Origin of the sequence: Streptomyces sp. NBC_00086 (genome assembly GCF_026343255.1) — a bacterium.
Classification (GTDB): Bacteria; Actinomycetota; Actinomycetes; order Streptomycetales; family Streptomycetaceae; genus Streptomyces.
On sequence record NZ_JAPELZ010000003.1, the window covers coordinates 56,014 to 76,628 of the forward strand.

General features: G+C 72.0%; 23 protein-coding genes. 16 read left to right on the plus strand and 7 right to left on the minus strand.

The features are described from left to right. Positions 1–29 precede the first annotated feature (29 nt). Positions 30–602 carry a dihydrofolate reductase family protein gene (locus tag OG276_RS39040; protein ID WP_266914284.1) on the minus strand — a complete coding sequence of 191 codons (573 nt, stop codon included), beginning with the start codon at positions 600–602 and terminating at the stop codon, positions 30–32. Between the two features lie 115 nt (positions 603–717). Continuing rightward, a complete protein-coding gene (locus OG276_RS39045; protein ID WP_266914286.1) occupies positions 718–1,551 on the minus strand; it encodes an NAD(P)H-binding protein in 834 nt (277 codons plus the stop codon). 271 nt (positions 1,552–1,822) lie between these two features. On the opposite strand from OG276_RS39045, the gene OG276_RS39050 reads away from it, so the two are divergent. From OG276_RS39050 to OG276_RS39065, 4 genes are all read left to right on the plus strand, one after another. After that, positions 1,823–2,233, plus strand: a complete 411-nt coding sequence (locus tag OG276_RS39050; protein ID WP_266914288.1) for a VOC family protein — start codon at positions 1,823–1,825, stop codon at positions 2,231–2,233. Positions 2,234–2,254: 21 nt separating this feature from the next. Next, positions 2,255–2,776 carry a helix-turn-helix transcriptional regulator gene (locus OG276_RS39055; protein WP_266914290.1) on the plus strand — a complete coding sequence of 174 codons (522 nt, stop codon included), beginning with the start codon at positions 2,255–2,257 and terminating at the stop codon, positions 2,774–2,776. A 52-nt stretch (positions 2,777–2,828) separates the two neighbouring features. Next, entirely contained in the window at positions 2,829–3,242 is a 414-nt protein-coding gene (locus OG276_RS39060; RefSeq protein WP_266914292.1) for a VOC family protein, read from the plus strand. Positions 3,243–3,354: 112 nt separating this feature from the next. Next, entirely contained in the window at positions 3,355–3,789 is a 435-nt protein-coding gene (locus OG276_RS39065; protein WP_266914294.1) for a YdeI/OmpD-associated family protein, read from the plus strand. Between the two features lie 29 nt (positions 3,790–3,818). Here the strand turns inward: OG276_RS39065 and hisC are convergent, their stop codons facing one another. From hisC to gap, 3 genes are all read right to left on the minus strand, one after another. Beyond that, complete coding sequence (gene hisC, locus OG276_RS39070) at positions 3,819–4,901, minus strand: histidinol-phosphate transaminase (protein WP_266914296.1); 1,083 nt, start codon at positions 4,899–4,901, stop codon at positions 3,819–3,821. 148 nt (positions 4,902–5,049) lie between these two features. Beyond that, the gene (locus tag OG276_RS39075; protein WP_266914298.1) at positions 5,050–5,964 is read right to left on the minus strand and encodes a pyridoxamine 5'-phosphate oxidase family protein; all 915 of its coding nucleotides are present in this window, start codon (positions 5,962–5,964) and stop codon (positions 5,050–5,052) included. A gap of 74 nt (positions 5,965–6,038) precedes the next feature. Beyond that, positions 6,039–7,046 carry a type I glyceraldehyde-3-phosphate dehydrogenase gene (gene gap, locus OG276_RS39080; protein WP_266914300.1) on the minus strand — a complete coding sequence of 336 codons (1,008 nt, stop codon included), beginning with the start codon at positions 7,044–7,046 and terminating at the stop codon, positions 6,039–6,041. 257 nt (positions 7,047–7,303) lie between these two features. Between gap and OG276_RS39085 the strand changes: the two genes are divergently transcribed. The 12 genes from OG276_RS39085 to OG276_RS39140 all read left to right on the plus strand — a co-directional run bounded on the left by OG276_RS39085 (position 7,304) and on the right by OG276_RS39140 (position 18,104). Beyond that, positions 7,304–8,266 (plus strand): helix-turn-helix domain-containing protein, encoded by a 963-nt coding sequence (locus tag OG276_RS39085; protein WP_266914302.1) that lies wholly within the window; start codon positions 7,304–7,306, stop codon positions 8,264–8,266. Between the two features lie 215 nt (positions 8,267–8,481). Continuing rightward, positions 8,482–9,294, plus strand: a complete 813-nt coding sequence (locus OG276_RS39090) for a bifunctional 2-polyprenyl-6-hydroxyphenol methylase/3-demethylubiquinol 3-O-methyltransferase UbiG (RefSeq protein ID WP_266914304.1) — start codon at positions 8,482–8,484, stop codon at positions 9,292–9,294. Further along, positions 9,291–10,946, plus strand: coding sequence for an AMP-binding protein (locus tag OG276_RS39095; RefSeq protein ID WP_266914306.1), 1,656 nt, complete (start codon positions 9,291–9,293; stop codon positions 10,944–10,946). The genes OG276_RS39090 and OG276_RS39095 overlap by 4 nt, the downstream gene beginning before the upstream one ends. An 82-nt stretch (positions 10,947–11,028) precedes the next feature. Continuing rightward, positions 11,029–11,697, plus strand: coding sequence for a TetR/AcrR family transcriptional regulator (locus OG276_RS39100; protein ID WP_266914308.1), 669 nt, complete (start codon positions 11,029–11,031; stop codon positions 11,695–11,697). A gap of 53 nt (positions 11,698–11,750) precedes the next feature. Continuing rightward, entirely contained in the window at positions 11,751–12,311 is a 561-nt protein-coding gene (locus OG276_RS39105) for a CGNR zinc finger domain-containing protein (protein ID WP_266914310.1), read from the plus strand. Between the two features lie 579 nt (positions 12,312–12,890). Beyond that, positions 12,891–13,421 (plus strand): toxin-antitoxin system HicB family antitoxin, encoded by a 531-nt coding sequence (locus OG276_RS39110; RefSeq protein ID WP_266914312.1) that lies wholly within the window; start codon positions 12,891–12,893, stop codon positions 13,419–13,421. A gap of 97 nt (positions 13,422–13,518) precedes the next feature. Continuing rightward, a complete protein-coding gene (locus OG276_RS39115) occupies positions 13,519–14,370 on the plus strand; it encodes a DUF4097 family beta strand repeat-containing protein (RefSeq protein WP_266914314.1) in 852 nt (283 codons plus the stop codon). A gap of 80 nt (positions 14,371–14,450) precedes the next feature. Next, entirely contained in the window at positions 14,451–15,470 is a 1,020-nt protein-coding gene (locus OG276_RS39120) for an ATP-binding cassette domain-containing protein (protein ID WP_266914316.1), read from the plus strand. Continuing rightward, complete coding sequence (locus tag OG276_RS39125; RefSeq protein WP_266914318.1) at positions 15,467–16,252, plus strand: ABC transporter permease; 786 nt, start codon at positions 15,467–15,469, stop codon at positions 16,250–16,252. The genes OG276_RS39120 and OG276_RS39125 overlap by 4 nt, the downstream gene beginning before the upstream one ends. A gap of 129 nt (positions 16,253–16,381) precedes the next feature. Then, positions 16,382–16,609 carry a hypothetical protein gene (locus tag OG276_RS39130; protein ID WP_266914319.1) on the plus strand — a complete coding sequence of 76 codons (228 nt, stop codon included), beginning with the start codon at positions 16,382–16,384 and terminating at the stop codon, positions 16,607–16,609. Next, entirely contained in the window at positions 16,606–17,448 is an 843-nt protein-coding gene (locus OG276_RS39135) for a metallophosphoesterase (RefSeq protein WP_266914321.1), read from the plus strand. Before OG276_RS39130 ends, OG276_RS39135 begins: the two co-directional genes overlap by 4 nt. Further along, positions 17,445–18,104, plus strand: a complete 660-nt coding sequence (locus tag OG276_RS39140; RefSeq protein ID WP_266914323.1) for a 4'-phosphopantetheinyl transferase — start codon at positions 17,445–17,447, stop codon at positions 18,102–18,104. The genes OG276_RS39135 and OG276_RS39140 overlap by 4 nt, the downstream gene beginning before the upstream one ends. A gap of 88 nt (positions 18,105–18,192) precedes the next feature. On the opposite strand, the gene OG276_RS39145 is transcribed toward OG276_RS39140, so the two are convergent. Continuing rightward, a complete protein-coding gene (locus OG276_RS39145; RefSeq protein ID WP_266914325.1) occupies positions 18,193–19,587 on the minus strand; it encodes a class II 3-deoxy-7-phosphoheptulonate synthase in 1,395 nt (464 codons plus the stop codon). An 81-nt stretch (positions 19,588–19,668) separates the two neighbouring features. Then, positions 19,669–20,520, minus strand: coding sequence for a shikimate dehydrogenase (locus OG276_RS39150; RefSeq protein ID WP_266914327.1), 852 nt, complete (start codon positions 20,518–20,520; stop codon positions 19,669–19,671). Between the last annotated feature and the right edge of the window lie 95 nt (positions 20,521–20,615).

Sequence of the window (20,615 nt, forward strand, 5' to 3'; positions counted from 1 at the left end):
GGCCGGGGTGCGGGCCGGGGTCGTGCGGGTCAGCGGACGACGTCGAAGACGTTCAGCTGCAGGCCGTTGGCGTAGGCCGCGTGCTCGACGAGCTTCAGCTTCTGCGCGTCCTTGTCGGTGGCGCTGAAGAGGCGCTTGCCCGCACCGAGCAGCAGCGGGAAGACGAGCAGGTGGTAACGGTCGATCAGGCCGGCGTCGGAGAGGGCCCGGTTCAGGGTGGCGCTGCCGTGCACGATGATCGGGCCGCCCTCGGTCTCCTTCAGCGCGGCGACCTCGTCGAGGGTGCGCAGGATCGTCGTGTCGCCCCAGTCGGACACCAGGTCGTCCTCGGTGAGGGTGGTGGAGACGACGTACTTCGGCATCACCTTGTAGTCGGCGAAGTCCTCCATCGCGGGCCACACCGGGCTGAACGCCTCGTAGCTGGTGCGGCCCAGCAGCATCGCGGAGGCCTCCTTCTGCTCTCGGCCCTTGATCTCGAACGCCTCGGGCAGGAACTCCACGTCCTTGAAGGTCCAGCCGGAGTTCCGGTACCCGGGCTCGCCGCCGGGGGCCTCCACGACGCCGTCCAGGGAGACGAAGGCGGTGCTGATCAGGGTGCGCATCGGGGATCCTCGGTATCTCGTGATCTCGTGGCGGGCCCTCGGGCGGCGCGCCTTTCACCATTCAAGACCGCCGGCCGCCGGAAAACTCATCGGTCCCCGCGAAACTTTTCGTGGTTCAGAAGGCGGCCGCGTGGTCGAGGACCCAGGCGCGGTAGCTGAGCGCCGGGCGGCCGGTGACCTTCTCGATGTCGGTGGTGGTCGGCGCGACCCGGCCGACCGCCTGCGACCAGACCTTGAGGATCCCGTCGAGGACCGGGCCCGGGACGTGGGCACTCATCGCCTGCCGGACCGTCTCGGCGGGCAGCTCGGCGTACTCGATCGGCCGGCCGATCGCCTCGCCGAGGATCCGGGCCTGGTCGGCGTGGGTCAGCGACTCGGGCCCGGTCAGCTCGTAGACGCGGCCCCCGTGCCCGTCCCCGGTCAGGGCCGCCACGGCCACGGCGGCGATGTCGGCCTCGTGCACCGGCGCGGAGGCCGCCCCGGCGTAGGCGCCGCGCACCACGTCTCCGGACTTGGTCTGCCCGGCCCACATCAGGGTGTTGGCGGCGAACGCGTCCGGGCGCAGGAAGGTCCACTCCAGGCCGGAGGCGCGCAGGGCCTGCTCGACCTCGGCGTGGTAGGCGGCGATCGGCCCGTCCTGGACCTCGGCGGCGTCGTCGACCGCGCCGGAGGACAGCAGCACCACCTTGCGCACCCCGGCCCGCTCCGCGGCGGCGACGAAGACCGGCCCGCTGCCCGGCGCCGCGAACAGGAACACCGTGTCGACCCCGGACAGCGCCGCCTCCAGCGACACGGGGTCGGAGAGGTCGCCGGCGACGACGTCGGCCTCGGCCGGCCACACCGAGCGCTGCGGATCGCGGGTCAGGGCCCGCACGCCGTGGCCGTCCTCGATCAGCAGGTCCAGCACGAGGCGGCCGACGATTCCGGTGGCTCCAGTGACGAGGATCATGAGCTTCTCCCTTGGCTTTCGCGGTGCGGCCGTGGCCCGTTCGGGGCGGCACTACAGACTCTAGGAGGCCTTGAGGACAGGTACTGTCCTCAACTGGTCGCGATTGCTTGGGAGTTCTCGCCTGGCGTGCCCGCGACGTGCCCGCGCCGTGCCCGCGGCATGCCCGCGACGCCCGTGAGGCGTCCGCGACATGGCTGTGAACGTCCTGGGATGTCCACACCGATCAGGAATCGAGAAGCGCGGTTCGGGGCGCGGTCCTAGCCTGCTCACCATGGACATCACCATTCACACGACGTCCCTTCCGCACGAGGACCCGGACGCGTCCCTCGCCTTCTACCGCGACGTACTCGGCTTCGAGGTCCGCAGCGATGCCGGGCAGGGCAAGATGCGCTGGATCACGGTCGGCCCGCCCGGTCAGCCGGGCACGTCGATCCTCCTGACGCCGCCCGCCTCCGATCCCGGCATCACCGAGGACGAGCGCCGCACGATCACCGAGATGATGGCCAAGGGCACCTACGGCTGGATCCTGCTGGCCACCCCGGACCTCGACGCCACGTTCGAGAAGGCACAGGCCGGTGACACCGAGGTCGTGCAGGAGCCGACCGAGCAGCCGTACGGCATCCGCGACTGTGCGTTCCGCGACCCCGCGGGCAACCTGGTCCGCATCCAGGAGCTGCGGTGAGCCGGGGAAGGGAGGGCTCCGATGTGTAAGCCCGAATGGCGGCGCGCACGCGTCCAGGCGCAGCGCCTGGAGGATCTCGCACGGCTGCGCCGCGTCCGCGACCGGATCGACAGGGAGTACGCGCAGCCGCTCAACGTCGAAGCGCTCGCACACGATGTGAACATGTCCGCGGGGCACCTGAGCCGGCAGTTCCGGGCCGCGTACGGCGAGTCCCCGTACGCGTACCTGATGACGCGCCGCATCGAGCGGGCCACGGCGCTGCTGCGGCGGGGCGACCTCAGCGTCACCGAGGTCTGCTTCGCGGTCGGCTGCGCCTCGCTGGGAACGTTCACCACCCGCTTCACCGAGCTGGTCGGCATGCCCCCGGGGGCCTTCCGGCGCCAGGCGGCGGACGCGGCGTCCGGCCATGGCGGCGCCGCGGGTACGGCCCGCGGTGCGGGGCCGGCGATCAAGGTGGAGGGGATGCCGGCGTGCGTGGCGAAGCAGGTCTCCAGACCGGTCAGGAATCGAGAAGCGCCGGCCACGCCCCAGGCCCTAGCGTGATGGTCACAGCAACCGCGATCACCGCATCCGTTCACAGCGCGAGGAGCACGACATGAAGGCGCACGTCAGCTCGATCCTTCTTGGTGTCCGGGACATGGACCGGGCCAAGCAGTTCTACACCGAGGGGCTCGGCTGGAAGGTCCAGAGCGACTTCGGCATCTCGGTGTTCTTCGAGTCGGACGGCGCCTCGCCGGTCGGCTTCTACAGCCGCGAAGGCCTGGCCGGCCAGGTGGGCACGGACCAGGAGGGCAGCGGCTTCAGCGGGCTGGTTCTGACCTACGTCGTCCGCAGCGAGGCGCGGGTCGACGAGATCCTGGCGGAGGCCGTGAAGGCCGGCGCCACGGTCCTCAAGCCCGCCGCCGCCCTGCCGTGGGGCGGGTACGGTGCCACCTTCGCCGACCCGGAGGGCTACATATGGAGCCTCGGCTACAGCGACCAGGGAACCGACCAGCCCTACGCGGAGTAGCCGCGGCCCTTGTCTGACGGCCGTCCGGGACGGCGGGGCGCGTGCCCCCGCCGTCCCGGACGGTTCTGGCCGGCAGGACGAACAGAACGAACAGGACGAACAGGAGAAGCTCATGAGGTTCCGGTCCCACGTCGAGCCGCCCGAGCCCATGCGGGGTCTCGAAGTTCCGTCCGAGGTGGTGGCAGAGCTCGGCGGCGGCGCGCGGCCGCCGGTGCGGATCACGGTGGGCGGGCATTCCTGGCAGAGCCGGCTCGCCCTGCTGCGCGGCCGCCACCTGATCGGCCTCAGCCATGCCAACCGGGAGGCCGCCGGCGTAGAGATCGGCGAGGAGGTCGAGGTGGAGCTGGAACTCGACACCGAGCCGCGCGTCGTGGTCGAGCCCGCGGACTTCGCCCGGGCTCTGGACGAGGACCCGGCCGCCCGCGCCGCGTACGACAACCTGACGTACAGCCGCAAGCGCGAGCACGTGCGCGCCATCGAGAGCGCGAAGAAGCCCGACACGCGCCTGCGGCGCATCGAGAAGGCCATCGCCGCCCTGCGCGGCTGATGGCCGTACAGCCGTGGCTCGGGCCGGGGTCACTGGTTCCAGTGGGAGGCCGTTTTCAGGAGGCGGTCGTTCGCGTCCGGGGAGCCGATCGTGATGCGGACGCCCTCGTCGCCGAAGGGGCGGACCATCAGGCCGGCCGCCTCGCAGGCGTCGGCGAAGTAGGCGGTGCGGGAGCCGAGGCGCAGCCAGACGAAGTTGGCGTGGCTGTCGGGGACTTCGTAGCCCTCCGCGCGCAGGGTGGCGCTGACGCGGTCGCGTTCCGCGATCAGGTCGGCCACGCGCTCGCGGAGTTCCTCCGTGGCGCGCAGGGAGGCCAGGGCGGCGGCCTGGGCGGGGCCGCTCACGCCGAGGGGGACGGAGCAGGCGCGCAGGGCGGCCGTGACCCGGGGGTGGGCCACCGCGTAGCCGACGCGGAGCGCGGCCAGTCCGTAGGCCTTGGAGAAGGTGCGCAGGACGGCGACGTTGGGGCGGTCCCGGTAGAGGTCGACGCCGTCGGGGATGTCGTCGGCGGGGTCGACGAACTCGCGGTAGGCCTCGTCGATGACGACCAGGACCTCGGGAGGAACGCGGTCCAGGAAGCGTTCCAGTTCGGCGCGGCGGACGGCGGTGCCGGTGGGGTTGTTCGGGTTGCAGACGAAGATCAGGCGGGTGCGGTCGGTGACCGCGTCGGCCAGGGCGTCCAGGTCGTGGGTCTCGTCGCGCAGCGGGACCTGGACGGAGGTGGCTCCGGCGGCCCAGGCCAGCAGCGGGTAGGCCTCGAAGGAGCGCCAGGCGAAGACGACCTCGTCGCCGGGGCCCGCGGCGGCGGCGACCAGGTGCTGGGTGATGCCGACCGAGCCGGTGCCCAGTACGAGGTGGTCGGCGGGTACGCCGAGGCGCCCGGAGAGTTCCGCGATGAGCTCGGCCGCGCCGGGGTCGGGGTAGCGGTTGAGGCGGCCCAGCCAGGTCTCGACCGCGGCGACCACGGAGGGCAGGGGCGGGTACGGGTTCTCGTTCGAGGAGAGCTTGTCGACGAACTCGTCGCGGGCCGCGCGTCCCGGCACGTACGCGGGGAGCGTCGAGACGTCGGCGCGCAGTCGGGGGAAGGTCGTGTCCGGACCGGCATCGGGCATGGCGCAATCCTTAAGTGTGGGGCTCCGGGAGGGGCGGGTGCCGGGCTGGGCGTACAACACCGTCCGGCCGCGCCGACGGGGGAGGCGGCACGGCCGGACGGTGACCAGGGGAGACCGGGCGAGGGGGACGGCGCGGAGCTGAGGGGGATCAGCCCCGTGCCGGTGCCGGCGGGTTGTAGGGCGAGGGACCGCCGAACGCCCAGCGCAGCCGGGTCGCCCCGTCGATCTGCACCACACGCTCGATGTCGAACTCGCACATCCGCAGGGCTCCGGGCACATCGGCCCGGTCCCCCTCGGCCCAGTTGATCCGGGCCTTGCCCGTCAGTTGCAGGGTGTGGCCGGACTCCCAGTCCAGGAAGAGCAGTCCGCAGTTCTCGTTGAGCTGCAGATTGCCCAGGGTCATGTAGAAGGAATTGCCGAAGTAGTCGGGCCATACGAGCCTGCGCGGTCCCGCCACCGTGACGAAACCGGGGTCGCCGCCCCGGTGCGAGGAGTCCGCGCCGTAGCCGTCGGCCTGACTGGCGATGAAGAAGGTGTCCGCCCCGGTGATCCACTTCTCCTGCTCGGGCGTGAGCGCGTCGCCGTCCCGGGTCTCCCGGGGCGCGGTGGCGGGCCCGTCCGCGACCGGGACCCGTACCTGGAGGTACTTGGGGCAGTTGCCCAGCACCTGCTCGGTACGGATGTGCAGGGACTCCCCTTCGCGCCGCGCCACGCCGTTGATCCGGATCCGGGTCGTCGTGTGCGGTTCGAGGGCGAGCAGCCCGATGTCGGCCGTCTCCGCGAAGGCCCCGGCGAGCGGATCGCCGGGCACGGGGAGGGAGGAGAGCGTGATCGTGCGCCGGCTCGTGGGCAGGGCGAAGCCGGGGTCGCCCGTGACCAGGGAGGACCACATGGCGCCCGTGGCGTCGGCGCCGCCCAGGAAGAGCATGCGCTGGCGCATCAGGTACTGGTCGAAGCCGGGCTGGATCACGTCGTCGAACATCGGCGAGCCCCAGCCGGGACCGCCTTCGCCGGCCTGCTTCTGGACGGCCTGTTCACCCTCGTGATGGGGGGTCTTGATCACGGGAACCTCCGGTCGGGACGGGCGCCGCGGCCGACGGGAGTGCCGTCGGCGGGCGCCCGTCTACGGGGCGCCGGTCAGCGGGCGCCGATCAGCAGGGCGGTGTCCACGACACGGTTGGAGAAGCCCCACTCGTTGTCGTACCAGCCGACGATCTTGACCTGGCGGCCGTCGCCGATCACCTTGGTCAGACCCGAGTCGAAGATGCACGACGCGGGGTCGGTGACGATGTCGCTGGAGACGATCGGCTCGTCGGTGTAGGTGAGGATGCCCGCCAGAGCGCCCTCGGCGGCCTTCGCGAAGATCTCGTTGACCTCCTCGACCGTCGTCGCGCGGCCCACGCGCACGGTGAGGTCGGTGGCCGAGCCCGTCGGGATCGGCACGCGCAGCGCGTACCCGTCGAGCTTGCCCTTGAGCTGCGGCAGGACCAGGCCGATGGCCTTGGCGGCGCCGGTGGTGGTCGGCACGGTGTTCGTCGCCGCCGAGCGGGCGCGGCGCAGATCGGTGTGCGGACCGTCCTGGAGGTTCTGGTCCGAGGTGTAGGCGTGCACCGTGGTCATCAGGCCGTGCTCGATGCCGAGCGCGTCGTCGAGGACCTTGGCCAGCGGGGCCAGGCAGTTGGTCGTGCACGAGGCGTTGGAGACGATGTCGTGCACGGCCGGGTCGTAGAGGTCGTCGTTGATGCCGAAGGCGATCGTCAGGTCCTCGTTCTTCGAGGGCGCGCTGATGATGACCTTGCGGGCACCGGCCTCCAGGTGGGCCCGGGCCTTGTGCGCGTCGGTGAACACACCGGTGGACTCGATGACCACGTCCACCTCCAGCTCGCCCCACGGCAGCTTGGCCGGGTCGCGCTCGGCGGTCACGCGTATGGTGCGCCCGTCGATGACGAGGTTGCCCTCGACCGCGCGGACGTCGTGGCCGAGCTTGCCGAGCGTGCTGTCGTACTTGAGCAGATGGGCCAGCGTCGCGGCGTCGGTGAGGTCGTTGACGGCGACCACCTCCAGGCCGGTGCCCCGCTGAAGGGCGGCGCGGAAGAAGCTGCGGCCGATGCGGCCGAATCCGTTGATGCCGACCTTGATCGTCACGTGATACCCCTCGTTCGGAAACTACATCCATGACCGCACGTGAAGCCGCGTTGTCCGGCCAGTCCTCGTCCTCAACTGTACCGGCCGACCTGTCGGTTGGCTTGCGTAAATGCGCCTGTTCATGGCCTGTTTGCGCACAGAAGTCGAGGTGAGGCCCTTTTGATTGGAACATCTGATGGCATGCGAGTACCTGCATGCAGGTATGTTTGTATGGGCTCGCTTGTCATGACACGACGCTTCCCGGAGCGAGGAGAACGATGGACATGCTGCCCCTCCGCATGCCGAGCGCATTCGTGCCGGACCGCAGTCCAGCGCTCGCCGCGCCCGCCGTGCCCGCCAACTGCACGGCGCGGGTCATCCGCACACACGGCGAGTCCGTGTACGGGACCACCGTCCGCCGCGAGTACGGCGACGTCACCATTTCCCTCGTCACCGGGGAGGCCCACGAGGCCATACGCCCCGGCCGCTACATCCGGCCCGACCCCTCCGAGTCCCTGCGGGTGTTCCGGGCGCTGGCCGGCGAGATCCACGTCCACCAGGACGGCCGCCGGGGCCAGGCGAGCGGCCCGCAGATCATCTGCTGCGACACCAGCCGCCCGTACCGCCTCCTGCTGCCCCGGCCGTTCCACCTGGTCGAAGTGCAGCTCCCGCACCGCCACCTCGGCATGTCGGCCGGCGACACCGCGAAGCTCACGGCCACCGGCTGGTGCGGAAGGATGGGCGCGGGCGCCCTGCTCTCCCAGCTGCTCGCCGGACTCCACGACCACGGCACCGAGATCCACTCCGCCGTCGACCGGGTCGGCGCCACCGTGGCGGGCCTGACCGCGGCCGTCCTCGCCGACCGGCTGCGCAATGTCGCCGCCGAGGACGAAGTGGCCCGGCACGACCTCATGCTGGCCATCCAGTCGTACATCCGGGCACGGCTCTCCGACCCCGAGCTCACCCCGCAGGCGATCGCCGAGCACCACAACGTCTCGCTGCGCTACCTCCAGCGGATGTTCCAGGAGCAGGGGACCAGCCCCGCCCGGTGGATCCGGGACGAGCGGCTCGCCCGCTGCCGCTCCGAGCTGCGCGACCCGCGGCTCGAACACCTGCCCGTCGGGGTGATCGGCGAACGGTCCGGGCTCTACCAGGCCTCGCACTTCAGCCGGCTCTTCCGCGACCGGTACGGCCTCACCCCGCGCGGCTACCGGACCATGCGCGAGGCCGTGCCCACCTAGGGGAGGGGCCGCCGTACCAGGCCGACCAGGCCGACCGGCGCCGACGGGCGCCCACCGGCGTCCACGGGCGCCCACCAGCGTCCACCAGGCCGACCAGCTCAGGCCAGCGCCCACCAGCCCGGGCGCCGCCGGGCGCCGCCGGGCGCTGCCGAGCACCGGCGACCGACGAGTACCGCCGAGCACCGACGACCGACGCGCACTGACATCCGAGGAGGATGACGGATTTGACCGGCACGAGCTTCGAATTCCCCGGTGAGTACTACGAGATCATGCGGAAGGACTTCCGCAACCTCGACGCCGAGACGGAGTTCCTCGCGTCCCTGCTCCCCGACGCGGGCACCGTACTCGACCTGGGCTGCGGCACCGGCTCCAACCTGCGCGCCCTGAGCGAGCGCGGCCACCGCGGCACCGGCGTCGACCAGAGCGCCGCGTTCCTGGAGTACGCCCTCGCCGCCGGCGGCGAGGACATCTCCTACGTGGAGGCCCGCGCCGAGGAGTACCGCACCGACGAGCGCTACGACCTCGTGTACAGCCTCTTCATGACGCTCAACTACCTGGAGCGCGCTCAGCTCCCGGCGGTCCTGCGTTCCGTGCGCGAGCTGCTGAACCCCGGCGGGCAGGTCGTCCTGGAGTTCGGCCACCTGCTGAACTTCGTCGACTCCTTCCAGCCCAACAGCGTCGGCCACCACCGCCGGGACGGGGTGCTCATCACCCGCCTCGCCCGCCAGTTCATCAACGCGCACGCCGCGAACTGGCGCAACGAGGAGACCCTGCTGGTCCGCACCGCGGACGGCACGGTCGCCATGTACGACAACTTCTTCGACCAGGCCGTCCTGACCGGGCCCGAGGTGCGCGAACTGCTGGCCGCGGCGGGCCTGACCATCACGGCCGAGTACGGCGGCTTCCGCAAGGAGCCCGCGCCCTTCCACGGCCGGGGCCCGCTCGTCATCGTGGCCACCGCGACCCCCGCCGCCACCGCGGGCGACACCGCGTCCGACACCGTTCAGCAAGAGGAGAACCAGGCATGACCGGCACCGGCATATCGCTGCTCGACGGCGGGCCCGCCCCCGAAACCGGCGTCGCGCACCTGGGCGCCGCCCTCGTCCGCGCCGTCGGCGAGAGCGACGGCCGCGGGGTGACGTACATCCGCGCCGACGGCACCGAGGTCCACCAGAGCTACTGCGAGCTGCTCGACGACGCCTCGCGCGTCCTGGCCGGCCTGCGCGCCTCCGGCGCCGCCATCGGCGAGAAGATCATCCTCCAGTCCGCCGACGACGCCGACCTCCTCGCCGGCTTCTGGGGCTGCGTCCTCGGCGGCTTCCTGCCGCTGCCCGTCAGCGCCGACGCGGTCAACGGCCCCGGCCTGCTGGAGCGTGTCTGGGCCGGCTACGGCCGCCCCCGCGTCCTGACCGGCACCGGCCAGGAGCTCGCGCCCGCCGTCACCGCCGACGCCGGCTGGAGCGCCGCCCACCTGGGCGACGTGGCGGGCCTGCGCAGCGCCCACGAGCCGGACCTCGCCTGGCACGAGCCCGACGCCGTGGACCCGGCCGTCCTGCTGCTCACCTCCGGCAGCACCGGCGTGCCCAAGGCCGTCACCCTCACCCACCGCAACATCCTCACGCGCAGCGCCGCCACCTCCCGCGTGAACAAGCTCGACGCGGACACCCGCACCTTCAACTGGATGCCGCTGGACCACATCGGCGGGCTGATCATGTTCCACGCGCGCGACGTCTTCCTCGGCTGCGCCCAGGTCCACGCCAAGATCCAGTGGGTCCTGGAGGACCCGCTGCGCTGGCTCGACGCCGTCTCCGCCCACCGGGCCGACACCACCTGGGCGCCCAACTTCGCCTTCGTGCTCGTCAACGACCAGGCCGACCGCTTCGAGGGCCGCGGCTGGGACCTCAGCCCGCTGCGCTACATCATGAACGGCGGCGAGGCCGTCCGCTCCGGCGTCGTCCGCCGCTTCCTGGACCTGCTGGCCCCCTACGGGCTGCCCGCCACCGCCATGTTCCCGGGCTGGGGCATGTCCGAGACCACGGCCGGCGTGGCCGACTGCCAGTTCACCGAAGCCGCAGCCGGCGACGACCGCTACGTGCCCGTCGGCCGCCCGCAGCCCGGCACCCGCATCCGGGTCGTCGACGAGCACGGCGCGCTCGTGCCGTGGGGCGTCACCGGCCGGCTCCAGGTCACCGGCTCGACCATCACCTCCGGGTACTACGACAACCCCGTGCAGAACCGCCAGTCCTTCACGGACGACGGCTGGTTCAAGACCGGCGACCTGGCGTACGTGGAGAGCGGAATCCTCACCGTCACCGGCCGCACCGACGACGTCATCCAGCTCGGGGAGATCGCCTACCACGGCCACGAGATCGAGGCCGCCGTCGAGGAACTCGACTTCATCGAGCCCTCGTACACCGTCGCCTCCCTCGTCACCGCCGAGCCCGGCGGCCCCGAGGAGCTCGCCGTCTTCTTCAGCCCGCGCACCGGCGCCCTCACCGGGGAGCAGGGCGAGCGGATCCGCGAGCGGGTCCGCGAGCGGCTCGGCGTCGACGTACCGCACCTGCTGCCCGTCGACCGGTCCGAGATCCCCAAGACCGGCATCGGCAAGCTCCGCCGCGCCCAGCTCCGCAAGAGCTTCGAGGACAGCCTGGCCTCCGTCCCGGCCGGCTCCGCGGCCTGACCGTACGGGTGGTGCGGTTCGGGCGGGCCCGCCCGAACCGCACCACCCGTACGGCTCCATCCCCTACGCACGAGGAGCGCCCATGGCGCAGCAGGAGCGAGCCGAGCGGACGCGCCGGGCTCTGATCAACGGCGCCGCCAAGGCCATCGACCTCTACGGCTACGAAGGGGCCTCGCTCGCCGTCATCTGCACCACCGCGGGAGTGACCAAGGGCGCCTTGATGTACCACTTCCCGGCCAAGGACGACCTGGTCAGGGCCGTGCGCACCGAAGCCCGGCAGGCGATCGTCGGCGCGCTGGGCGCGGTACCGCACCGCGGGATCCGGCCCTTGCAGGCCGCCGTCGACATGACGCACGCCGTCGCCGGGCGGCTCGGGCACGACCCCGTCGTACGGGCGGGCTCGCGGCTGACCCGGGAGTTCATGCACTACCCCGACGGCAGCGTCTCCTGGACCGATGCCGTCCGCGAGGAACTGGCCGACGCCCTGGCCGGTGCCGCCGACCCCTGGGGGACGGCCGCGCAGCTCGTGTACTCCCTGATCGGGATGGACGTGTGCCTGCGCGGGGAAGAACACCGCCCGGGCCGTTCCTGCGGGCCGCTGCGCGGACACCTGACCCGGCTGTGGCAGCTGATCCTGCCGGGGATGCTCGCGGCGCCGCAGGCCGTGGAGCTGTACCGGGCCGAGGGCTCGTCGCCGTACTGCGCCTTCGTGGCCGCCCCCGAACCCGTGCGACTCGGGCCGCGGGGATGAGCGTGGACCGTGCGGGGGCCGGTGCGGGTACGGGGGCGGGTGTGGGGGCGGCCGTGCCCGATCCGCGTCCGCTGACCGGGGAGCCGCTCAGCCTGGACCTCCTCAACACCCACTGGCACGACCGGTACGGCCGCCACGACCTGCTGGACTCCACCGCCGGCCTCGCGTGCTGGCTGGCCGGGTCCCGGGTGGCCGCCGTGTACGCCGGCGGCGAGCTGTGTGCCGACCGGGCCACCCTGGCCGCCGCCCGGGCCGCCCGCTCCGCGCTGGCCGGTGTGGCCGGGCGCGCCGACGCGGGGCCGGGGGCGCTCGACGCCTTCAACCGGCTGCTCGACGCGGGCCGCATCCGGCGGCTGCTCACGGCCGGCGGGCCCGTGGAGCGGCTGGAGGCGCCCGACTCGGGGCGCCTGCTGGGGTACCTCGCGGCGGCGGACTACCTCCGGTTGCTCAGCACTGCGGGGGATCGGGTGCGCAGTTGTGCGAACCCGAGCTGTGGGCTGCGGTTCCACGATGTCAGCCGCAATGGCACTCGGCGGTGGTGCACGAGTACGGGCTGCGGCAATCGGGCGAAGGCGGCCCGCCACTACGCGCGGCGGACCGCGGCCGTGTCCTGACGGCTGCGCCGTCTGCTCCTCAGCTGCCCTGCGGGCTGCGTGTGCCCCGGTTCGGTCCGGGCCGGTCCGGGCCGGTCCGGCCCGGCTGCGGGGTGTGCCGCTGCGCGGCGCGGAGTCCCCTACCCGCCCTTCCACCGTTCCCCGGGCTCCGCCCGGACCCGTTGCCGAGTACGGCGCCGTTGCCGGGGGCCAGCCCCCGGACCCCCGCTCCTCAAACGCCGGAGGGGCTGGATTTTGGCCGGTGTCGGCTCGCATGTGGAGGCGGGAGGGGCTGGATCTTGGCCGGGGTCGGCTCGCATGTGGAGGCGGGAGGGGTGGGATTTTGGCTGGCGTCAGGAGGGGCTGGGGAATCCAGCCCCTCCGGCGTTTGAGGAGCGGGGTTCGGGGCGGAGCCCCGGGGAACGGGCTAAGGGTGGGTGGGGGACTTGCCCGCGTCGTGGTGGTGTCGGATGGTGTCACTGTGGCGCGGGGTGGTGCCATCGCTTTGACCAGCGTGTTTGTGGGTGGTGATGTCGACACGGTGCGGAGTGGTGCCACATTGGCTCGACATGGCGCCATGTCTGTGCCATGCTGTGGGACATGGACCTCACGCCCTACGTCACCACCCTCCGCCAAGAGCTCGCCGTCGCCGCCGAGGCCGGCGGCGACGAAGCCCGCAAGCTGGCCGAGAGGCTCACCGCTCCCCTGGAGTCGGCGACCCGGCTGACCCTGCTCAATGTGCTCTCCGCCGCGATGGACGAGATCACCCGTGAACTCGCCCCCGGCTCGGTCGACGTACGACTGCGCGGGCTCGACCCCGAGTTCGTGGTGACGGTGCCGGCCGGCGAGAGCCACGCCCCCGTGGAGCCGGCCACCGCCGCCGCTCCGTTCGCCGAACCGCTCGCGCCGCACGCGTCCGCCGACGGCGACGAGGGCGGCACCGCCCGCGTCAACCTGCGGCTGCCGGCCCACCTCAAGGCCCGCGCCGAGGAGGCCGCGAGCCGTGAGGGCCTGTCGGTCAACGCGTGGCTGGTGCGCGCCGTGTCGGCCGCGGTCGAACCGGGTGCCAGGCCGCGTACGGCGGAGAAGTCCCAGAGCGTGGGGCAGAGCTTCACGGGCTGGGTGCGCTAGCCCTCGCCACACCGCACCGCAACCGCACCGCATCAGTTCTCCCACACCACGTCCCACCAGCGGGGACGCCCAGAAGACTCAAGAGGACGGGACAGCCATGCCTTCTTTCGACACCTCCGAAGCGATCTCGGTCACCGCACACGTGGAGGCCGGCTCCATCCAGTTCACCGCGGGCGACCGCCTCGACACCGTCGTCGAGGTGCAGCCCCGGGACCCGAAGCGGGACAAGGACGTACGGGCGGCCGAGCAGACCGAGGTCGCGTACCGCAGCGGTGTGCTGACCGTCAGGACGCCCAAGTCCAATCCGTTCGGCCGCCCCGGCATCGTCGACGTGACGGTGGAACTGCCCACGGGCTCGAACATCGACACGACCGGCTCCTGGACCCAGGTGCTCGGCGAGGGCCGGCTCGGCGAGGTCCGGGTGAAGACCTCGTCCGGCGACGTCCGCCTCGACACGACCGGGCCGCTCAAGCTGACCGCGTCGCACGGCTCGATCACCGTGGACCGGGCCGAGGGCGCGACCGAGATCACCACCAGCTCCGGCAGTCTGCGCCTCGGCTTCGTCGACGGGCCGGCCGTCCTGAAGAACTCGCACGGCACCACGACCGTCGGCGCCGCCATCGGCGAGCTGCGGGTGAGCGGTGCCAACGGTGACATCGAGATCCGGCGCGCCGAGGATTCGGTCACCGCCAAGACCGCCCACGGCACCCTGCGGGTGGGCGAAGTCGCCCGTGGCACCGTGGAGCTGGAGACCTCCTACGGGGCCATCGAGGTCGGCGTCCGCGAGGGCACGGCCGCCTGGCTCGACGTCAGCTCGGGCTCCGGCCAGGTGCGCAACACGCTCACCGCGTCCGGGAGCCCGGAGGGGAGCGCGGACACCGTCAAGGTCCGCGCCCGGACGAAGTACGGCAACATCGACGTCCGCCGCGCCGTCGCCGCCGGGGCCTGACCGCCCGGCCTGACCGCCCCGCTCCTCCTCGCCCGACTCGCTCTCCCCCCCGTCACTTCAGCCTTCGAATGGAGGGCCTCATGCCTTCTTCTGTCATGCCCACATCACGTCGAGCGGACGGTCACCCGTCTCCGGCCGCCGTCTCCAGCGTCGGTCTGCGCAAGTCCTACGGTGACAAGACCGTCCTCGACGGCATCGATCTGAGCATCCCGGCCGGTTCCGTCTTCGCGCTGCTCGGTCCCAACGGAGCCGGCAAGACCACCGTCGTGAAGATCCTGTCCACGCTCATCACCGCCGACGGCGGACAGGCCCAGGTCGCGGGCCACGACATCGCGGCCTCCGCCGACGGGGTGCGGGCGGCGATCGGGGTCACGGGACAGTTCTCCGCCGTCGACGGTCTGATCACCGGCGAGGAGAACATGCTCCTCATGGCGGACCTGCACCACCTGTCCAAGCAGGAGGGCCGGTGGGTCACCGCCGAACTGCTGGAGCGCTTCGACCTCACCGACGCTGCGAAGAAGCCCGCCTCCACCTACTCCGGCGGCATGAAGCGCCGCCTCGACATCGCCATGACCCTGGTCGGCGACCCGCGGATCATCTTCCTCGACGAGCCGACCACCGGCCTCGACCCGCGCTCCCGGCACAACATGTGGCAGATCATCCGCGAGCTCGTCACCGGCGGCGTCACGGTCTTCCTCACCACCCAGTACCTGGAGGAGGCAGACGAACTCGCCGACCGCATCGCGGTGCTGAACGACGGCAGGATCGCGGCCGAGGGCACCGCCGAGGAGCTGAAGCGGATGATCCCCGGTGGACACGTACGACTGCGGTTCTCCGACCCGGACGCGTACCGGTCCGCCACCGCCGCGCTCGGCGAGGTCACCCGGGACGACGAGGCGCTGGCGCTGCAGATCCCCAGCGACGGCAGCCAGCGCGCGCTGCGCTCCGTGCTCGACCGGCTGGACTCGGCCGGCGTCGAGGCGGACGAGCTGACCGTGCACACGCCCGACCTCGACGACGTGTTCTTCGCCCTGACCGGCACCGACCCGCGCCCCGGCCAGTCCACCCTGCCCAACCAGTCCAAGGAGAACGTCCGATGAGCTCCCTCGCCCTCGCCGTCCGCGACTCGTCCACGATGCTGCGCCGCAACCTCCTGCACGCGCGGCGCTACCCGTCCCTCACCCTGAACCTGCTGCTCACGCCGATCATGCTGCTGCTGCTCTTCGTCTACATCTTCGGCGACGTGATGAGCGCGGGCATCGGCGGCGGCAGCCGCTCCGACTACATCGCCTACCTCGTGCCGGGCCTGCTGCTGATGACCATCGGCAGCACCACGATCGGTACCGCGGTGTCCGTCTCCAACGACATGACCGAGGGGATCATCGCCCGCTTCCGCACGATGGCGATCCACCGCGGCGCGGTGCTCATCGGGCACGTCATCAGCAGCGTGCTGCAGTCGATCGCGAGCGTGGTCCTCGTGGGCGCCGTCGCCGTCGCCATCGGGTTCCGCTCCACGGACGCGACGGCCCTGGAGTGGCTGGCGGCGTTCGGCCTGCTCGTACTGTTCGCCCTGGCGCTCACCTGGATCGCCGTCGGCATGGGGCTGATCAGCCCGAACGCCGAGGCCGCCAGCAACAACGCACTGCCGATGATCCTGCTGTCGCTGCTGTCCAGCGCTTTCGTCCCGGTCGAGGGGATGCCGGGCTGGTTCCAGCCGATCGCCGAGTACCAGCCGTTCACCCCGGCCATCGAGACCCTGCGCGGGCTGCTGCTCGGCAGCGAGATCGGCAACAACGGGTGGATCGCGGTCGCCTGGTGCCTGGGCCTCGCGGTCCTCGGGTACTTCTGGTCGGCCGCCAAGTTCAACGGCGACCCGAAGTAGCGGCGCGGGGTCGAGCACCGCCTCGGCCCCGACCCCCGAAGTGAGGGGTGAATTAGGGGATCCCCGGCCCGGACGAAACTCCTACATTTTCGGTAGTTGTAAGTCCGCGGCCTGCCAGGAGGGGTAATAATGCCCGCTCGACCATCCGACTCCATTGCCGTATGGGACCGTGGCATTCCGTCGGAGGATGCGGCGTCCGAGGCCGGAAGCGACCTCTCCGCGGCGCTCGACGCGGTCATCGGCATTTTCACGGGCAATATACGACCGCGTTTCGGTCCGCCTCCCGCGCTGGCCGTGGCGGACGCGGCGGGCTCCGCCGTGCCGGCCTGGCGCCGCCTCTCGTACCTCGCCGAATGAGTGGGCGCCTTCTGGCGGTCAGTGATCTGCACGTGGCGTACCGGGAGAACCGGTCGGTGCTCGGGGACGTACGGCCCACGTCCGATGCCGACTGGCTGATCGTCGCCGGCGACGTGGGAGAAATAGCCGCCGAGGTGGAATCGGCGCTGGCTCTGCTCGCCGGCCGCTTCGCGCAGGTCATCTGGGCCCCGGGCAACCACGAGCTGTGGACGCACCCCAAGGACCCGAACCCGCTGCGGGGGGTGGAACGCTACCGCCACCTCGTCGAGTTCTGCCGATCCGTCGGAGTGCTGACCCCCGAGGACCCGTACGCGGTCTGGCGGGGCACGGGCGATCCCACCGTCATCGCCCCGCTCTTCCTGCTGTACGACTACACCTTCCGCGTCCCCGGCACGTCCACCAAGGAGGAGTCCCTGGCCCGTGCCGAGCGGGCGGGCGTGGTGTGCAGCGACGAGTACCTGCTGCACCCCGACCCGTACCCCACCCGGGACGCGTGGTGCCGGGCCAGGCTGGCGCAGACCCGGGAGCGGCTCGACGCGCTGGGCACCGGCCTGCCCGTGGTCCTGGTCAACCACTTCCCGCTGCGGCGGCACGAGACCGCGATCCTGCGCCACCCGGAGTTCGCGCAGTGGTGCGGCACCGAGGCGACCGACGACTGGCACGTCCGGTACGGGGCGCGCGCGGTGGTCTACGGGCACCTGCACATCCCGCGCACCACCTGGCACGACGGGGTGCGCTTCGAGGAGGTCTCGCTCGGCTATCCCAGAGAGCGAAAGATGTACGGATCCGCGCGCCCCTGGCCCGTCCAGATCCTGCCGGAAACGGCAGGTGGCCCGTGATCGCATCCCTGCTCCCCCCGGCCGTCGCCTTCGCCGAGGAGTTCGGGGACCCGCCGGGCGGGTTCCTGTTCGCCGAGGAAGCGGAGCTGGTGGCCAGGTCCGTGCCCGTCAGACGGCGCGAGTTCACCACCGTACGGGTGTGCGCCCGGCGCGCGCTCGCCGACCTGGGCCTCGGACCGGTGCCGCTGCTGCCCGGGACCCGTGGCGCGCCGCAGTGGCCCGCCGGGGTCGTCGGCAGCATGACCCACTGCGTGGGCTACCGGGCGAGCGTGGTCGCGCGGGACCGGGACGTCACCGCGATCGGGATCGACGCGGAGCCTGCCGAGCCCCTCGTGGACGGGCTGCTGGAGACGATCGCGCTGCCCGGCGAACAGGCGCACGTCCGCAGGCTGCTGCGGGCCCGGCCCCAGACGGCCTGGGACCGGCTGCTGTTCAGCGCCAAGGAGTCGGTCTACAAGGCGACCTTCCCGGCCACCGGCGTCCGGCTGGACTTCTCCGACGCGGCGATCACCATCGACCCGTTCGAGGGGACCTTCCGGGCCCGGCTGCTCGTGCCCGGTCTCGTCGTCGGCGGACGCTGGTACGACAGCCTGGACGGCAAGTGGAGCGCGACCGGCGGACTGCTGCTGACGGCGATCACCGTCGCGGACGGCTGACCGCGGGGCCGGGCCGGCGGCGCGAGCGAAGAGGGGGGTATCCGGAGCGATCCGGATACCCCCCTCTCCCGTTTTCCGAAGGGGTGCGTCAGGCCTGGAGCATCTCGGCGACGAGGAAGGCCAGTTCCACCGACTGCTGCGGGTTGAGCCGCGGATCGCAGGTGGTCTCGTAGCGCTGCGCCAGGGCCTCCTCGTCGATCTCCTGCGCGCCGCCCAGGCACTCGGTGACGTCGTCGCCGGTGAGCTCGATGTGCAGACCGCCCGGGTGGCTGCCCAGCGCGTGATGCACCTCGAAGAAGCCCTTGACCTCGTCGAGGATCCGGTCGAAGTGGCGGGTCTTGTAGCCGCTGGCGGCCTCGTGGGTGTTGCCGTGCATGGGGTCGCACTGCCAGACGACCTGGTGGCCGGAGGCCTCGACCTTCTCCACGATCGCCGGCAGCACGTCGCGGACCTTCCCGTTGCCCATCCGGGTGATGAGCGTGAGCCGGCCCGGGACGTTGTGCGGGTCGAGCCGCTCCACGTACTCGACGGCCTGCTCCGGGGTGGTGCCCGGGCCGAGCTTCAGGCCGATCGGGTTCGCGAGCATGGAGGCGAGGGCGACATGGGCGCCGTCCAGCTGCCGGGTGCGCTCGCCGATCCACAGGAAGTGCGAGGACAGACCGTACAGCCGCCGCTCGCCCTGCGCCGAGGCCGCCCAGCGCAGCAGGCCGTCCTCGTACTCCAAGAGCAGTGCCTCGTGGCTGGAGTAGATGTCCGTGGTGTGCAGCGAGTTGTGGTCGGCGCTGGCGGCGGAGACGAATGCCAGGCCGCGGTCGATCTCGGCGGCCAGGGCCTCGTAGCGCTCGCCGGCCGGCGAGGTGCGGACGAAGTCCCGGTTCCAGTCGTGGACGTGGCGCAGGTCGGCGAGGTCGGAGCCGGCCATCGCGCGGACCAGGTTGAGGGAGGAGGCCGAGTTGGCGTACGCGCGCAGCATCCGGTCGGGGTCGGGCACCCGCGCGCCGGGCGTCGGCTCCAGGGAGTTGACGATGTCGCCCCGGTAGACGGGCAGGTCGAGCGCGTCGGTGGAGTTGGACCGCGGCTTGGCGTACTGGCCGGCGATCCGGCCGACCTTGACCACCGGAACACTGGCCGCGTAGGTCAGGACGACGGCCATCTGCAGCAGGGTGCGGATGTTCGCGGTGACGTGGGACTCGGTGTTGCCCGCGAAGGTCTCCGCGCAGTCCCCGGCCTGCAGCAGGAACGCCCGCCCGCGGGCCACCTCGGAAAGCAGGCCTTGGAGCCGGTCCACCTCGCCCGGAACGACCAGGGGCGGCAGCTTCGTCAGGGTGTCCCGCGCGGCCGAGGCGATCCGGGGGTCGGGCCACTCGGGCTGCTGGGCGGCAGGCCGGGCCAGCGCGGCGGCCACCTTGGCGTCAATGTCTTCGGGGAACCGCGGTACGGGGGCCAGCCCTGCCGTCGCCGCGTCGCCGATGGTCGGATTCATGCGCGCAGGGTAAGGAGCACCCGGCCACGCGCCGGGAACCCGGCGGGCACTGCCCGCGAACCGGGCGGTGCCCACCGGGTTTCAGGTGCCGTGGGCCGTGATGCCGGAGAGGGCCGGGCGGCGCAGCCCGAAGAAGTCCAGGTACATCTCCAGCTGGTGCGCCAGCATGTGGTGCCCGTGGTGCACCGGCAGGCCCCGTGCGGCGGCCGCCCGCAGCAGCCGCGTCTCCCTCGGCTTCATGATGATGTCCGCGACCACCGCCCCGTCCGCCAGCGCTTCCGGGTCGAAGGGCAGCGGATCGTCCGCCCGCAGCCCCATCGGCGTCGCGTTGACCACGAGTTCCGCCGCGCCCAGTCCGGCCGGCGTACCGGCGGCGACCCGCCCCGGCGCGTACCGCGACATCCGGTCCACGACCGTCTGCACCCGCCTCGCATCCGTGTCGAACACCTCCAGCCGCTCCACGCCGGCGATCGTCAGCGCCGCGGCGATCGCGCCCCCCGCGCCGCCCGCGCCCACCAGGGCCGCCCGTCGGCCCGTGGGCGCGTGGCCGGCCGCCTCCAGACCGGCCACGAATCCGGCGCCGTCGAAGTTCTCGGCGTACCAGAGGCCGTCCGCGCCGCGCCGCAGCGCGTTGGAGCTGCCCGCCAGTTCCACGGCGGGGCTGTGCACGTCGGCGAACTGCCGTACCGCGTCCTTGTGCGGGACGGTCACCAGGAGCCCGTCCACGTTGCGGGCGCGCTGCAGTCCGCGCACCACCTCGCCCAGATGCCCGACCGGTGCGTGCACCGGAACCAGTACGGCGTCGATTCCGAGCGAGGAGAAGAGCGGATTGAGCAGGTGCGGGGCCCGGACCTGTTCCACGGGATCGCCGAGAACGGCGAACAGCCTGGTTCTTCCGGAAATCCCCGGATCGGACCTTACCGAATTTTCCATCGAGTTCCTCCGGTGGAATAGAGGGCCTGGAATTACCTTCGCATTGAACCCCACACCCCTACCCCCGATGCCCTGCGGTCGTCAATACAGGGCCC

Bases quoted from the DNA above. Each gene is read 5' to 3' on its own strand.
- OG276_RS39125 (WP_266914318.1), top strand. From the start codon at position 15,467: ATGAGCTCCCTCGCCCTCGCCGTCCGCGACTCGTCCACGATGCTGCGC.
- OG276_RS39090 (WP_266914304.1), top strand. From the start codon at position 8,482: ATGACGGATTTGACCGGCACGAGCTTCGAATTCCCCGGTGAGTACTAC.
- OG276_RS39065 (WP_266914294.1), top strand. From the start codon at position 3,355: ATGAGGTTCCGGTCCCACGTCGAGCCGCCCGAGCCCATGCGGGGTCTC.
- OG276_RS39115 (WP_266914314.1), top strand. From the start codon at position 13,519: ATGCCTTCTTTCGACACCTCCGAAGCGATCTCGGTCACCGCACACGTG.
- OG276_RS39135 (WP_266914321.1), top strand. From the start codon at position 16,606: ATGAGTGGGCGCCTTCTGGCGGTCAGTGATCTGCACGTGGCGTACCGG.
- OG276_RS39130 (WP_266914319.1), top strand. From the start codon at position 16,382: ATGCCCGCTCGACCATCCGACTCCATTGCCGTATGGGACCGTGGCATT.
- OG276_RS39085 (WP_266914302.1), top strand. From the start codon at position 7,304: ATGGACATGCTGCCCCTCCGCATGCCGAGCGCATTCGTGCCGGACCGC.
- OG276_RS39150 (WP_266914327.1), bottom strand. From the start codon at position 20,520: ATGGAAAATTCGGTAAGGTCCGATCCGGGGATTTCCGGAAGAACCAGG.
- OG276_RS39050 (WP_266914288.1), top strand. From the start codon at position 1,823: ATGGACATCACCATTCACACGACGTCCCTTCCGCACGAGGACCCGGAC.
- OG276_RS39145 (WP_266914325.1), bottom strand. From the start codon at position 19,587: ATGAATCCGACCATCGGCGACGCGGCGACGGCAGGGCTGGCCCCCGTA.
- OG276_RS39110 (WP_266914312.1), top strand. From the start codon at position 12,891: ATGGACCTCACGCCCTACGTCACCACCCTCCGCCAAGAGCTCGCCGTC.
- OG276_RS39120 (WP_266914316.1), top strand. From the start codon at position 14,451: ATGCCTTCTTCTGTCATGCCCACATCACGTCGAGCGGACGGTCACCCG.
- OG276_RS39045 (WP_266914286.1), bottom strand. From the start codon at position 1,551: ATGATCCTCGTCACTGGAGCCACCGGAATCGTCGGCCGCCTCGTGCTG.
- hisC (WP_266914296.1), bottom strand. From the start codon at position 4,901: ATGCCCGATGCCGGTCCGGACACGACCTTCCCCCGACTGCGCGCCGAC.
- OG276_RS39100 (WP_266914308.1), top strand. From the start codon at position 11,029: ATGGCGCAGCAGGAGCGAGCCGAGCGGACGCGCCGGGCTCTGATCAAC.
- OG276_RS39095 (WP_266914306.1), top strand. From the start codon at position 9,291: ATGACCGGCACCGGCATATCGCTGCTCGACGGCGGGCCCGCCCCCGAA.
- OG276_RS39060 (WP_266914292.1), top strand. From the start codon at position 2,829: ATGAAGGCGCACGTCAGCTCGATCCTTCTTGGTGTCCGGGACATGGAC.
- OG276_RS39040 (WP_266914284.1), bottom strand. From the start codon at position 602: ATGCGCACCCTGATCAGCACCGCCTTCGTCTCCCTGGACGGCGTCGTG.
- OG276_RS39055 (WP_266914290.1), top strand. From the start codon at position 2,255: ATGTGTAAGCCCGAATGGCGGCGCGCACGCGTCCAGGCGCAGCGCCTG.